The 15,027-nt window shown below is 74.5% G+C and carries 4 protein-coding genes; 1 reads left to right on the forward strand and 3 read right to left on the reverse strand.

The genetic code is table 11. The annotated features are described in order from the left end of the window. Positions 1-3: 3 nt before the first annotated feature. Positions 4-4,491 carry a beta-ketoacyl synthase N-terminal-like domain-containing protein gene (locus RWE79_RS36455; RefSeq protein ID WP_475946333.1) on the reverse strand — a complete coding sequence of 1,496 codons (4,488 nt, stop codon included), beginning with the start codon at positions 4,489-4,491 and terminating at the stop codon, positions 4-6. 41 nt (positions 4,492-4,532) lie between these two features. Next, the gene (locus tag RWE79_RS36460; protein WP_475944626.1) at positions 4,533-11,984 is read right to left on the reverse strand and encodes an SDR family oxidoreductase; all 7,452 of its coding nucleotides are present in this window, start codon (positions 11,982-11,984) and stop codon (positions 4,533-4,535) included. A 552-nt stretch (positions 11,985-12,536) separates the two neighbouring features. Between RWE79_RS36460 and RWE79_RS36465 the strand changes: the two genes are divergently transcribed. After that, positions 12,537-14,270 carry a GMC oxidoreductase gene (locus RWE79_RS36465; protein ID WP_475944629.1) on the forward strand — a complete coding sequence of 578 codons (1,734 nt, stop codon included), beginning with the start codon at positions 12,537-12,539 and terminating at the stop codon, positions 14,268-14,270. A gap of 251 nt (positions 14,271-14,521) precedes the next feature. On the opposite strand, the gene RWE79_RS36470 is transcribed toward RWE79_RS36465, so the two are convergent. Continuing rightward, positions 14,522-15,004, reverse strand: coding sequence for a universal stress protein (locus tag RWE79_RS36470; RefSeq protein ID WP_475944631.1), 483 nt, complete (start codon positions 15,002-15,004; stop codon positions 14,522-14,524). Between the last annotated feature and the right edge of the window lie 23 nt (positions 15,005-15,027).

Here is a 15,027-nt window from a genome sequence, read left to right on the forward strand (position 1 = left end):
CCGTCACTGATCGGTCTCCTCGTCGTTGTCCGCCGGGCCGGTCGTCCAGGCCACGGCGTAGTCCCTGTCCGGCAGCCCGGGAGGGTTGGCGGTATGTGTGCTGTGCACCCGGTAGCGGCGCACGGTCCGGCCGGGAGCGGCGGCGACCTCGACCACGAGCCGGCCCGGCTCCGCCGCGACCACGGCGAAGTCCCTTGGCCGGCCGAGGAATCCGGTGCCCTCGGCCTTCGCCACGGCCTCCTTCGCGGCCCAGAAGACCGTGACCCACAGCGCCTCGGACCCGCCGCGGGCGGTGCGTACGGAGGCGAGGAGCCGCCGTTCCGCCTCGCCGAAGGCGACCGCGAGGGTCGCCTGGTCGCGGTCGGTGATCTCCTCGATGTCGATGCCGGGGCTCGTGCCCCCGGCGCGCGCCGTCACCAGGGCGACCGCGGCCTCGGCCCGGTGTGCCAGCGAGAGGTCCAGGTCCGGCAGGACGCGGCCGTACAGCCCGGTGGCGTGGGGGCGGCCCCGCTCGTCGGACGTCACCTGGATCTCGGCGGGGAACACCGGGCCCTCGCCGTGCTCCCAGAGCCACCGCCGTACGGCGTCCTTGGCCGCGATCCGGCCCAGCAGCCACTGCCGCCGACCGCGCGGCGGACGGCCTTCGTACCCGGCGCGCTCGGCGCCGCCCAGGTGGTTGCGCATGATCAGGTCGCGGGAGGCCAGGTCCGGCCACCGTTCGTGGAGGAGGACCCAGCCGCCCGGCTGCGGCCGGGAGAGCGTGTTGCGCTGCGGGAAGCGTTCCACCGGCTTGGTGTCGGGGTGGTTGTCGAAGCGGCGGTCCTGCCAGCCGTCGATCTGCGCCCACACCTCGCCGTCGCCCGTCACGAGCTGCACATCGGCTTCGAGCACGGCGTCGGTCAGTGTCACGATCCTGACCACGCACTCCACCGCGGTGCCGGGCCGCGGGTGCGGCCCGAAGAAGCGCATCCGCCGCATCCCGACGGGGAAGACCACGGTCCGCTCGGTACGGGTGGCCATGATCCAGTAGCCGAGCAGCTGGCCGACGTTGTCCAGCAGCGCCCCGGGCGCGGCCGGTGTGGTGATCGTGCCGCGTACGTGCGACTCGCCGATCGCGGTGATCGCGGTGACGCCCTGGAACGCCGGGCCGTGGAACATCCAGCGCCCCTGGTACAGCTCGGCCGCCGTGTGGTCGGGGTCACGTTCGCCGGCGGGGTCGGTGCGCCAGGGCGCGGGCCGGACAGCCGGGTGGCGGGCGGCGACCTCCACCGTGGCGCGGGCGGCGCGGCCGAAGGTGACGGCGAACCGGTCCGGGCCGTCGGGCGAGGCCACCGCGGTGACCGGCACCTCGACCGGCGGCGCGGCGGTCACCCACTGGTCGAACCGGGCGTCGTGCACCGCGACGGCCCGCGTCCCGGGGGCGGCCCGCTCGGCCGCGTCCATCAGATGCCCCACGATGGTGGTGGCCGGGACCACCGGCCAGCGGTCCGTCTCATCGGGCCAGCCGGGCCGCTGGGGGAAGAAGCAGTGGTCGAGCAGATACGGCATGGCGTCGGTGGAGACCCGCAGCACGCTCTGCGACTCGCCCCGCGGGCGCTCCCGTACGGGGGCCGGGCCGACCGGCGGCGCCGTGCGCCGGCCGCTGCCGGCCGCGATGAGCTCGGCGGCGGTGCCGGCCGTCTCCCGCAGCAGCGCGCCGAGTTCGGCCGCCACCGGGAAGCGCCCGGCCATGGCGTCGAGCGCCGACACGGGAGCGGACACCGGCCGGGTCGTGCGGGACGCGGCCGCCGCCGGGGCGAGTTCGTGGCGCAGCGCCGCCAGATCCGTCCCGTCCAGGGAGATCAGCGCGCCGCCGAGGTCGAGCCGGGTCGGCCGCCGGGTCACCGTCCCGGCCGTGGGGCGGGGCAGCGCAGGGTCGAGGCGGGCACCGTCGGCCCACAGGGCGGTGGCCACCCGGCGCAACTGCGCGACGCCGTCGCGGTGCGGGGAGTTGGCGGCCACGGCGAGGTGCTCCCGGTCGTGCAGGGTGTCGCCGATCAGTGAGGCCAGCTGCCCGGTGCCGACCTGGACGAACGCCCGGAACCCGGCCTCGTACAGGGCCAGCGTCAGCTGCCGGAACCGCACCGGCTCCAGCAGGTGCCGGACGAACAGCTCGCGTACCCCGGCGTGATCGGCCGGATAGCGGGAGGCGGTGGTCCCGGACCAGACCGGGACGTGCGGCGGGAGCAGGTCGAACCGGCCGGCGGCGGCCGCGATCGGGCCCAGGTACGGGGCAAGCATCGGGGTGTGGAAGCCGGACTGGAACGGCAGTACCTGTCCGATCACGCCCTCGGCGCGCAGGGACCGTACGAACTCCTCGACGCCGGCGCGCGGACCGCACACCATCGACTGGTTCGGCGCGTTGTCGTGGGACAGTACGACCCGGTCGTCCGCCCGCTCCTCCAGCGCGGCACCCACCCGGTCGGCGGAGGCACCGAGCACGGCGAAGGCCAGGCCGGGCACGCGCAGCGCGTCCGGGTCGAAGGAGTCGAGGAAGGCGTCGGCGTCGGCGCCGGAGTAGAGGCCGCCCGTCACCATCGCCGTCCACTCGCCGAGGCTGTGTCCGGCCACCGCGTCCGGCACGATCCCCATCCGCCGCAGCGCGGCGTCCAGCAGGCGCCCGACACCGAAGACACCGACGGCGTGCCGGCCGACGTCGCCGACCCGTGCCTCCTCCCCCTTGCCGCCGGGCACACCCGGCACGCCGGGGCGGCCGGCCAGCCCGAAGTACTCGGCGACGCCGTCGGTCCGGGGCGTGAACTCGCCCTCCAGACCGGGGAAGACGAAGGCCACCTTGCCCGGGGCCGCCGCGCCCAGCAGCGGGGTGGGCGCGAACCAGATGTCGTTCCGGCCGCGCCAGGGACGGCCCTTGGCCACCATGCGCCGGGCCAGCGCCAGCCGTCTGGCCGTCGGGTCGACGATGCCGAGCCGGGTACGGCCGGTGCCGCCCGCCGCCCGGGCCAGCACCGCGGAGTCGTCCGCCGCGAGCAGCGCGGCCAGCCCGTCCGGGGTGTCGGCGGTCAGCGCCAGGACGCGTTCCGGCTCGGTCACCACGGCCCGGCGTACCGGACGCGGGGCCGACGGCGGCTGCTCCAGCACCACATGGGCGTTGATGCCGCCGAAGCCGAAGGCGTTGACCGCCGCCCGGCGCACCGGCGCGTCCCACGGCGCCGCCGTGCCGATCGTACGGAACCGGGTGGTCGCCAGTGCCGGGTGCGGGTCGTCGCAGTGCAGGGTGGGCAGCAGCACCCCGTGGTGGACGGCGAGGGCGGCCTTGACCAGCCCGGCCACCCCGGCGGCCGGCATGGTGTGGCCGATCATCGACTTGACGGACCCGATCACGGCGTCCTCGGCTCCGCCCCCGGGACCGAACACCTCGGCCAGGGTGACCAGTTCGGCCGCGTCCCCGGCGGGCGTCGCGGTGCCGTGCGCCTCCAGCAGCCCGATCGAGGCGGGCTCGCGCGGGTCGAGCCCGGCCGCCCGCCAGGCCTGCCGTACGGCCCGGGTCTGGCCGCCGGGATCCGGGCTGGCCAGAGCCGCGGTACGGCCGTCACTGGCCACGCCGGTGCCCCGGATGACCGCGTAGATCCGGTCGTTGTCGCGCTCGGCGTCCGCCAGGCGTTTGAGCGCCACGACACCGGTGCCCTCGCCGATCAGGATGCCGTCGGCGTGCCGGTGGAAGGGGCGGATGCGCTGGCTCGGGGAGAGCGCGCCGAGCTGCGAGAAGACACTCCACAGCGTGATGTCGTGGCAGTGGTGCACCCCGCCGGCGAGCATCAGGTCGCAGCGGCCGGAGGCCAGTTCCGCCACCGCCTGGTCCACCGCGACCAGCGAGGACGCGCAGGCGGCGTCCACCGTGTAGGCGGGGCCGCGCAGGTCCAGCCGGTTGGCCACCCGCGAGGCGGCGAGATTGGGCACCAGCCCGATGGCCGCCTCGGGACGGTCGGGGCCCAGCCGGTCGGTGAAGGCCGCCCGGACCCGCTCCAGCTGGTCGGCGCCCAGATCCGGCAGCAACTCGCCCAGCGTACGCACCAGTTGCCCGGCGGTACGGACCCGCTGGTCGAGCCGGACCAGCCCGGGGGTGAGATAGCCGCCCCGGCCCAGCACGACCCCCACCCGCTGCCGGTCGGGCAGCCGCTCCTCGCCGCCCGCGTCGGCGAGGGCCGCGGCGGCCACATGGAGGGCGATCAGCTGGTCGGGCTCGGTGCCGGGCACCGAGGCGGGCATGATCCCGAACCGGGTGACCTCCACGTCGGCGAGCTCGTCCACGAACCCGCCGCGCCGGCAGTACACCCGGTCGGGGGCGGCCGGACCGCCGGCGCCGTCCGGGCGCGGACGGTAGTAGTCGGCGTCCCACCGGCCCGCCGGAACCTCGGTCACCGCGTCCGTACCGGCCGTCAGATTCCGCCAGTACGCCGCCAGATCGGGTGCGCCGGGCAGCAGGACGGCCATCCCCACGATGGCGACCGGGGGCAGGCGTCCATCGGTCACGGTCACCAGCCCGACGCCGTGTAGACGACGGCCCCGGCCGACTCGTCGCCGTACGCGAGTTCGCGCAACAGCGCCAGCGCGCCTTCCTCGGGGTCGATGAGCCGGATGCCGCGCTTCGCGTACTCACGCCCCAGCTCCGGGGTGACCATGCCGCCGCCGTACTCCCCGGTCGGTGCCCACGGGCCCCAGTGCACGGTCAGCGCCCGGCAGCCGGTGCGGGCCTGCCATCGCGCGCCCAGGGCCTCCAGCGCGTCGTTGGCCGCCGCGTAGTCGGCCTGGCCGCGGTTGCCGAGTACGGCGGAGATGCTGCCGAAGAGCACCGCGAAGCCGAGGCCGGCGCCGGTGGCGGGGGCGGTGCCGGGACCGTTCGCGGGACCGCCGGGCAGTTCCTCCAGCGCGGCCAGCAGGGCGCCCGCGCCGTCCGCCTTCGTAGCGAACACCCGCCGGAAGGACTCGTCGGACTTCTCCTCGATCAGCCGGTCCTCGATGACCCCGGCGGCGTAGACGACACCGTCCAGCCGGCCGTGCTCGGTGTGGATCTCCTTCATCGCCTGGAGCACCGCGTCGGGTTCACGGAAGTCCACCGACCGGTAGCGCACCGCGCTGCCCAGGCCGGTCAGCCGGTCCACGGTGGCGGCCACCTCGCGCCGGGCCAGGATCCGGGCCACCTCCCGCTGGATCTCGGCGGGTCTGCGGCCGCCGCGAGCGGCGAGCACCGCACGCAGCGCCATCTCGTCAGGTGCCGCCGCGGTGTCCGGCTCCTCGGGCCCGTCGGCCTCGGGGGTGCGGCCGAGCAGCTCGATCCGGCAGCGGGAGGCCGTGGCGAGCGCGGCGGCGAACCGCGCGGTGATGCCCCGCGCCCCGCCGACCAGCACCACCACCGAGTCGCGGTCCAGGCCGATGGCCGCCGCCTCCGCCGCTCCGTCGCCCGCGGGCCCCGCACCCGAGGCGGCCAGGCCCCCGAGCGGGGTCTCCACCAGGTCCAGCCCGTACCGGCCGGTGGCGGAACGCAGCACCACGGGCGCGCTCCGCGGGTCGAGCAGCTCATCGGCCAGCGCCTCGGCCACGGCGTCCGCGTCCGCGCCCGCGTCCGGGGCGAAGCCGACGACGCGGGCCACGGTCCGCGGGTACTCCCTGACCACCGTACGGAACAGCCCGTGCAGCCCCGCCGCCCGCACGTCCAGCGGGTCGGTGCGCCGCGCCGCCAGCAGCCAGCGCGGGGCGCGCCGCAGGGCGGCCCGCAGTACGGGGAAGGCGTCCGGCAGCACCGGTGGGCCGGATCCGCCCAGCGGGTCGAGCAGGATCACCCCGTCCACCGGGCCGTCCTGCTCGGTGAGCAGGTGCCCGGCGCCCAGGGCCACCGCCTCGGCGCCGTGCCCGGTCAGCCGGGCCGACAGCGCGGCGGCGACACCGTCACCGTCACCGAGGAGAACGATGCGTCTGCCCGCCAGAACGGCGTCGGGGCCGGCCGCGCCATCGGGACCGTCCAGCGGTACCGGCCGCAGCTGAAGCCGCCCGGGGACCACCCCCGTCACGACCTGCGGCACCTGCCGGACCGCCGCCTCCGCCGCCTCCGCCGCTGGGGCGGCCGGGGCGGCCGGGGCTTCGGTGAGCGCGAGCCGTTGCGTCAGCCAGGCGGTGACGGCGGCGGCGGTGCGGGCGGTGGCCAGTTGTTCCAGTTCCTCGTCGGCGAGGGTGGCGGTGCTGTCGGCGATGCCGAGTCGCTGGGCGAGTTCGCCGGCGATTTCGGCGCGTTTGATGGAGTCGATGCTGAGGTCGGCTTCGAGGTCGAGGTCGGGTTCGATCATGTCGACGGGGTAGCCGGTGCGTTCGCTGATGATCTGGGAGACCACGGACAGTACGTCGTCCCCGGTGACCGGGACGGAAACGGCAGCGGGGACGGGAGCGGGGACGGGAGCGGCGCTGCCGGATACCGCGAGCCGTTGCGTCAGCCAGGCGGTGACGGCGGCGGCGGTGCGGGCGGTGGCCAGTTGTTCCAGTTCCTCGTCGGCGAGGGTGGCGGTGCTGTCGGCGATGCCGAGTCGCTGGGCGAGTTCGCCGGCGATTTCGGCGCGTTTGATGGAGTCGATGCTGAGGTCGGCTTCGAGGTCGAGGTCGGGTTCGATCATGTCGACGGGGTAGCCGGTGCGTTCGCTGATGATCTGGGAGACCACCGACAGCACGTCGTCCCCGGTGACCGCGGCCGGTGCGGGAACGGGCACGGGCACGCGCACGGGCTCCGCGACGGCCGGTACGGGCTGCGCGACGACCTGCACGGGCGGGACCGGCCCGTGCCCGGCTGCCGCCGTACCACCGCCGAAGTAGGTGAGGAGCACGTCGCGTTGGGCGGCGACCATCTCCCGGCTGGTTCTCAGGAACTCGGAGATCAGGGCATCCTGCGGGGTGCCGCCATTGCCGTTGCCGCTGGTCACAGTCGCCTCCACGACGCGTCGGGCCGGTGCCAGCGCACCGGGCAGGAGTTCGCCGGCCGCGGTCCTGACCAACTGGCCGTCGACCGTCCAGCCGGGCCGCTTCGGCATCGCGGTACGGCCCGGGTCCACCGCGTCGCGGCCGTGGAACATCCATCCGGTGCGCACCGGCACTCCGGTGACGGCCAGTTGGGCCAGGGCGTCCAGGAAGGCGCGTACTCCGCCGGAGCGGTCCTGGCGGCGGCTCTCGAAGGCGATCGCGCGGTGCGGGCGGTCGCCGAGGATCGCCTCGGTCAGCCGGGTGAGTACCGTGCCGGGACCGGCCTCGACGAACGTCCGGGCCCCGGCCTCGTACATGGCCTCGATCTGCTCCATGAACCGGACCGGGGAACCGATCTGCGCCGCGAGTTCGCAGCGCAGCGCGTCCGGCTCGGCGCCGTACGGGGCGGCGGTGCGGTTGGCCCAGACCGGGAACTCCGGCGCCCGTACGGGGCGGCTCGCCAGCGCCGCGGCGAACCGGACGCCCGCGCCGGCGACCAGGGGGCTGTGGAAGGCACAGGCCACCGGGATGCGTTTGGCGCCGTGGCCGCGCTCCCGCAGCAGGCGTACGGCGGACTCCACCGCCTCCACCGGCCCGGAGACCACGGTCTGCCGGGGCGCGTTGCGGTTGGCGACCACGACCCGGCCGTCGAGTCCGTTCTCCCGCAGCGCCCGTTCGACATCCTCGGCCCCGGCCGTGACCGCGGCCATGGTGCCCGGATCCGTGACACCGGAACCGGATGCCCCGGATGTACCTGCCGCACCTGCCGCCTCCAGGATCGCGGTGGCCCGTTCGGTGCTGAGTTCCAGCAGACCGCGGGGGTCGAGGGCGCCGGCCGCGCACAGGGCGACCAGTTCACCGTAGCTGTGGCCGGCCGCCATGTCGGGCCGTACGCCCGCGGCGGTGAGCAGCTCGTGCGCCGCCAGGCCGACGATGCCCAGCGCGGGCTGGGCCGCCCGGGTGTCGGTGATCCGGGCCTGCTGTTCGGCCCGGCCGGCCGGGTCGAAGGCGGTGGGCGGGTAGAGCGTGTCCGCGTGGTCGCCGCCGAGTTCGAGGTAGCGGTGCAGCGAGGGGAACGCGACGAAGAGGTCCGCGAACATGCCGGGCCGCTGGCTGCCCTGACCGGGGAAGAGGAGGGCCACCTTGCCGGGGTCCGGCGTACCGTCCCCGGGGTCGGCGAGATGGATGCCGGCGGTGGGATCGTGCTCGCCCGCCAGTACCCGGCGCAGTTGTCCGGCCAGCGAGTCCAGGTCCTCGGCGACGACGGCCGCCCGTACGGGTTCGTGGCCGGTGTCGGAGCGGCGGGCGGCGGCCAGCGCCAGGTCGCGCAGGCGCCACGGCGATCCGGCGGCGTCGTCGGCGGTGGCCAGCTTGAGCGTCTCCTCGACCTCGCGTGCAGCCGCCGCGCGGTCCGCACCGCGGAAGAGGAACAGCTCGGCGGGCCAGGCGTCCAGCGCGTGGGCCGGGGGAGTGCCGCCGTCGTGGGCGGCCACCACCAGGTGGAAGTTGGTGCCGCCGAAGCCGAACGCGCTGAGCCCGGCGATCCGTTCTGCGGCCGGTGCCGCCCACGGCCGGGCCTCGGCGTGGAAGGCGAAGGGGCTGCTCCCTTCCTTCCAGGCGGAGTTGGGCTGCTTGAGGTGGAGGGTCGGCGGCTTGACGCCGGTGTGCAGGGCGAGGACGGTCTTGACCAGGCCGGCCAGTCCCGCGGCACATTTGGTGTGCCCGATCTGGGACTTGACGGAGCCGAGCGCGCAGCGGCCGGGCCGGGCGCCGGCCGCGGTGAACGTCTCGCTGAGGATGGTCAGTTCGGTGCGGTCGCCGACGACCGTACCGGTGCCGTGGGCCTCGACCAGTCCGACGTCGGCCGGTGAGACGCGGGCGTTGCGGTAGGCGCGTTCCAGGGCGGCGCGCTGGCCCTCGGGGCGGGGGGCGGTCAGGCCCAGCGACCGCCCGTCGCTGGAGCTGCCCACGCCCTTGATCACACCGTAGACGCGGTCGCCGTCCCGTTCGGCGTCGGCCAGCCGCTTGAGCACCACGCAGGCGACGCCCTCGCCCAGCGCGATGCCGTCCGCGGACCCGTCGAAGGCGCGGGAGCGGCCGGTGGGGGAGAGCGCGTGCACCGAGGAGAAGAGCATGTAGTCGTTGATCCCGTTGTGCAGGTCCGCGCCACCGCACAGGACGAGGTCGCTGGTGCCGGTCACCAGCTCCTTGCAGGCCACGTCGACCGCGGCCAGCGATGACGCGCAGGCGGCGTCCACGGTGTAGTTGGCGCCGCCGAGGTCGAGCCGGTTGGCGATCCGCCCGGAGATGACGTTGGCGAGCATGCCGGGGAACGAGTCCTCGGTGAGCTCGGGCAGCTGCTCCGTCAGCCCCTCGGGCACGGTCGTGAAGTAGGACGGCAGCACGGCGCGCAGCGTCTGGGCGTTGGACAGGTCGCTGCCGGCCTCGGCTCCGAAGACGACGGAGGTACGGGAGCGGTCGAAGCTCCTCCCGCCCCGGCCCGCGCCGCCCCGGGCCGCCCTGTTGCCCCGGTCGCGTGAACCGGCGCCGGCACCCGTGTCGTACCCGGCGTCGTGCAGGGCGCGGCGGGCGGCCTCCAGTGCGAGCAGCTGCACCGGTTCGATGCTGCCGAGGGAGGCGGGCGGGATGCCGTAGCCCAGCGGGTCGAAGGGGATCGGAGGCAGGAAGCCGCCCCACTTGGAGACGGTGGCGGTGTGCGCCGCGTCCGGGGTGTGGTGGACGGCGGGATCCCACCGCGTGGCGGGCACCTCGGTGACGGCGTCCACGCCGCCCAGCACATTGGCCCAGAACGAGGCGAGGTCGGGTGCCTGCGGGAACATGCAGGCCATGCCGATCACCGCCACGTCCAGCGGTTCGGGGGCCGGCGGCTCGGCGGTACGTCCGGCCGGGCCGTCGCCCAGGCGTTCGCGGAGTTCGGCCGCGCGCGCGGTGAGGTAGTCCGCGGCGGCGGGGGCGACCGAAGCGTGCAGGGCGCCGATGGTGGTGGTCGCCGAGCGCAGCACCGCGACCTCACCTGCCATGAACATGCCATCCAAAATTTGCCGGTCCTCCGCCACCGGCAGCAGCTCACCGTCGGCGCCGCGCTCGACCCCCTTACTGGCGATCCGCAGCCGGCCCACATTGAGGCGCTCCAGCTCCTCCCACAGCCGCCGGTCCGGCACCCCCTCGGCCCGCAGCCGCTCCTTGGTGGCCCGGTAGCCCTCGGTGAAGGGGCTCGGCACACACCGGGTGGCGTGCCCCGGGGCGGTCTCCAGCAGTGCGGTGCGCCGCGCGGCCAGCACCTGGCGCTGGAAGAGCGGCTGAACGGCGCCGTGTTCCACCGCCTCCCCGGTGAACAGGTACGCGGTGCCCATCAGGACGCCGACGGCGCAGCCGCGCCGGGTCAGCGGGGCGGCGAGGGCGGCCACCATCGCGGCGGACCGTTCGTCATGGATCCCGCCGGCGAAGAAGACCTCGATGCCGCCGGGGGCGCCGCTGTGGGCGGCCGGGTCCGCGTCGTCCAAGTAGTCCTCGATGACCGCGAGCTGGGCCTCCCACAACGGGAAGCTGCCTCTCGGTCCGACGTGGCCGCCGCACTCGGAGCCCTCGAAGACGAACCGCCGGGCACCGGCCCGCAGGAACTGGCGGAGCAGCCCGGGGGAGGGGACGTGCAGAAATGTCCGGATCCCGTCCCGCTCCAGGGCCTCGGCCTGCGAGGGCCGTCCGCCCGCGATGATCGCGTGGCTGGGGCGGAGTTCGCGTACGGCTTCGAGCTGGGCGGCTCTGACCTCCTCCGGCGCGAACCCGAGCACCCCCACGCCCCACGGCCGTCCGGCCAGTGCGGCGCAGGCCTCCTCCAGCACGGCCCGCGCCTGCTCCCGCCCGGCGAGCGCCAGCGCCACGAACGGCAGTGCGCCCTCCGCGGCGACCGCGGCGGCGAACCCCGCCTGGTCGCTGACCCGGGTCATCGGTCCCTGCGCGACCGGCAGCCGGGTGCCGAGGGCCTCGCCCATCGGCGAGCCGGGCAGCAGGGCCGAGGCGGCGCGGTCGTCCCGGACCGCGTCCCGGACCGCGTCGGTCAGCCCCCGTACTGCCCCGCTGACGTCGTGCCAGCGCTCGGCGAACCGGGCGGCGAGGAAACCGTCCTGGCCCACCGGGAGCAACCGGGCGCGCAGATCGCCTACCCCGAGCAGGGCGGCGACGGCGGCGGGCGCCGGGTCGGGCGGCAGCGCGGCGCCGGGGCCGCGGCGGTGCAGCACCCGGTGGCCGCCGATCAGCACGGTCTCCGAGCCGTCCATGGAACGGAGCGCGGCAGCGGCCTCCTCGGGCAGTCCGGATTCGGCGAGCAGGGCCAGTTGGGTGTCCAGGACGATCCCGGCCGCCCCGCCGGCCATGGCGGCCGCCGCGGTGTACGGGCCGATGCCGCCGCAGGCCCAGACCGGGACGGACACGCCGGGCTCGGCAAGTACCTGCTGGAGGAGGACGAAGGTGCCGAGTTCGCCGACCCGGCCGCCGCTCTCACTGCCCCGGGCGATGATGCCGTGCGCCCCGGCCCGCACCGCCGCCAGCGCCCCGTCCAGGTCGGTGACCTCGACCAGTACCCGGTAGCGGTCGGCGACATCACGCACCGCCCAGGGCGCGTCCACGCCGAGCACCACGCTGTGCGGCCCGCTCCCGCCGTCCGCCGCGCCGCCTGTGCCGCCGCCGGTGCCACCGGCCGTGTCGCCTGCCGTGTCGCCGTCCGGGCCCGCTGCCAGGTCCGCCGGGGTGAGCCGGCAGCCCGCGGCGATCCGTACTCCGTACCGCGCGCCCGCGACCCAGCGGCCAGTGCGCTCCAGCGCCTCCCGGGCCTGCCGGTCGCCGGTCCCGAGGTCGAGCACTCCCAGTCCGCCGGCGCGGCTGACCGCCGAGACGAGCCCGGCGTCAGGTTCGTTGAAGGGGCTGATGCCGATGACAATGTCGCATAAGTGCGCAGCGGACGTCATGTACTCTCCGAGAGAATCAATGGCGCAGAACGAAGAAATTCGGGCACGGCACACCGAGGCTCGCGCTCCGGATTGCCGGTCGAACCGATTCCCGAATTGGCGGCGCCATGAAAGTAGCGACGCAGTTACCGACCGGTCAACCATGCCTTCGCCTTCCGATCAGCCGGAAGGCCGGATCGCCCGTTCCGTGCGGCGCGCCGGGCGGAACGAAAGTGTTCCGCGTCGGCGATCGCAACATTCACGGAGAACAAACCGGCTGATTTCTGCCCGGTCTCCCGAGGACTTCACCCGGCGATCATCGTCGCGACACATGAAAACCCGCCGCCCGCGCGCGTGTTAAATCTGGACGCCCCGGGGGGAACAGGTCTCCCATGACCGGAAAAGGCAAGATTTCGTCCATGGAGTGGAACGCGCTGGACATGGGAAGTTGTCATGTACGCAACGTGAGTCAGGGAACGTGGACCCGCCCCGGCCGGCGACGGCAACCCTGTCTCCGGTCCGCGGCGGTATATCCCGGGACTGGATGGAGGGCAAGCCGTCATGACCGAAACCATGAGGCGATTAGCCGGAGCAGCCGGAGCAGCCGGAGCAGCCGCGCGAGGACATGAGCCCCCCGGCCCCGCCCCGTCGTATCCGCCCCCGCCCCTGTCGCGCCGCCGCCTCCTGGGCCTGGCGGCGCTCCAGGCCGCCGCCGCGGCCGGGCTCACCACGGTGGCGGTACCCGCTGCCGCCACCGGCAACGCCTCCTCGTCCGCCGCTGCCGACACCGTTACCGCCGTAGTGGTCGGCTCCGGCTACGGAGCGGCGGTGGCCGCCCTGCGCCTCGGCGAGGCCGGGGTCCGCACCCTCGTGCTGGAGATGGGCCGGCTGTGGGACCAGCCCGCCGAGGACGGGAACGTCTTCTGCGCCATGACGGACCCGGACCGCCGGTCCATGTGGTTCAGGAACCGCACCCGGGCACCGCTGTCCTCCATGCTGTGGCTGGACGTGGTCGACCGCGACATCGAGCCCTATCCAGGGGTGCTGGACCGGGTGGACTTCGCCGAGATGTCCGTCTACGTCGGGCGCGGCGTCGGCGGCGGCTCGCTGGTCAACGGCGGAATGGCGGTCACCCCCGCCCGTTCGTACTTCGAGGAGATCCTTCCCGGCGTCGACGCGGAGGAGATGTACGGGCGGTACTTCCCGCTGGCGAACTCCACCCTCGGGGTCAACTCCATCCCGCCCGGCTACTTCGAGAGCAGCGACTACTACCGCTTCGCCCGCGTCTCCCGGGCCCAGGCCCAGGCGACCGGGCTGAGCACGGTCTTCGTCCCCAATGTCTACGACTTCGGCTACATGGCGCGCGAGGAGAACGGCGAGGTACCCAAGTCCGCGCTCGCGGCCGAGGTGATCTACGGGAACAACCACGGCAAGCGCAGCCTCGACAAGAGCTATCTGGCGACCGCGCTCGGCACCGGGAACGTCACCATCGACACCCTCCAGCACGTCACGTCCATCCGCCAGGCCTCCGGCGGCGGTTACGTCCTGTCGGTGAACGTCATCGACACGACGGGCGCCGTGGTGTCGGTCAGGGAGGTCCGCTGCACGTACCTCTTCCTCGGGGCCGGCAGCCTCGGCACCACCGAACTGCTGCTCAGGGCCCGGGAGACCGGCGCGCTGCCCAAGCTCAGCCCCCGTATCGGTACCGGCTGGGGGAACAACGGCAACATCATGACCGGCCGTGCCAACCACCTGTGGAACCCCACCGGTGCCAACCAGTCCGCCATCCCGGCCCTCGCCATCGACGACTGGGCCAACCCCGACCACCCCGTCTTCGCCGAGATCGCCCCCGTGCCCGCCGGTACCGAGACCTGGATCAGTCTCTACCTCGCGATCACCAGAAACCCCGAACGCGGCACCTTCGCCTACGACGCCGCCACCGACGCCATGACCCTGAACTGGACCCGCGCCCAGAACCAGCCCTCCGTCACCGCCACGGCGTCCCTCTTCGACCGGATCAACGAGGCCAACGGCACCGTCTACCGGTACGACCTGTTCGGGGACACCCGGGCCTTCGCCGACGACTTCTGCTACCACCCGCTCGGCGGATGCGTCCTGGGCGACGCGACCGACGCCTGGGGAAGGGCCACCGGCCACCCCAACCTCTACGTCACCGACGGCTCGCTGATCCCCGGATCGACCGGAGTCAACCCCTTCGTCACCATCACCGCCCTCGCGGAACGCAACCTCGCACGCGTCCTCGCGGAGGACATCGCCCCAGGTCGCTATTTGTCAGCCAGGGGCTGAGAGCTGTCCCGTAATTCCCGGTGGATCGGCGCGCGGCATCGGGTGCGGTGCTTCGCAAGGCGGTGGGGCACCCCCGGCGGTAGCTGGGGGAGGTCGTCCTCATACCGGGTGTGTTTCGGCTGATCCGGCAACGCGGCGAGGTGCAGTAGTCCCCCTGCCCGGCGGCCGGGTGGGGGAGTGCCCCCTGTCGTCGCGCGCCCGCCGGGGATTACGGGACAGCCCTTGGCGCGTTCGCCCGTACGGCCTTGGTCTCAGGCGTCGTGCCGGGGGTCGCTCGGGACGACCACGACGGGCCGGTCGGCGTGGTGGACGACCTCCGTGCTGGTGGAACCGAGGGTGAGCCGGCCCCAGGCTCCCGACCCCCGGCTGCCGACCACCAGCAGGCCGGCGTCCTGGCCCGCGGCGAGCAGGACCTCGGACGGGCGGCCGGTCTCGATCCTGATCTCCACCTTCACCTCGGCCCCGCCGGCCTCCCGCTGGGCGGCCTCGACCAGTTCGCTCACCCGCTGGTAGGTGAGGTCACGCAGCTGGGTGTCCAGATCCGGTGGGCCGGGTGCCGCCAGCCAGCCGGAGGTGGTCTGCTCGGCGGGGGTGAAGTTGTAGGCGCACACCGCACGCAGGGCGGCCCCGCGCAGCTGCGCCTCGCGCAGGGCGAAGAGCACGGCCTTGGCGGAGGCGGCCGAGCCGTCGGTGCCCACGACGACGGGTGCGGATGCGGCGGCGTTCGCGGTCATCGGGGAACCTCCGGGGCGGCGGG

It is taken from the genome of Streptomyces sp. RLA131 (genome assembly GCF_056270125.1).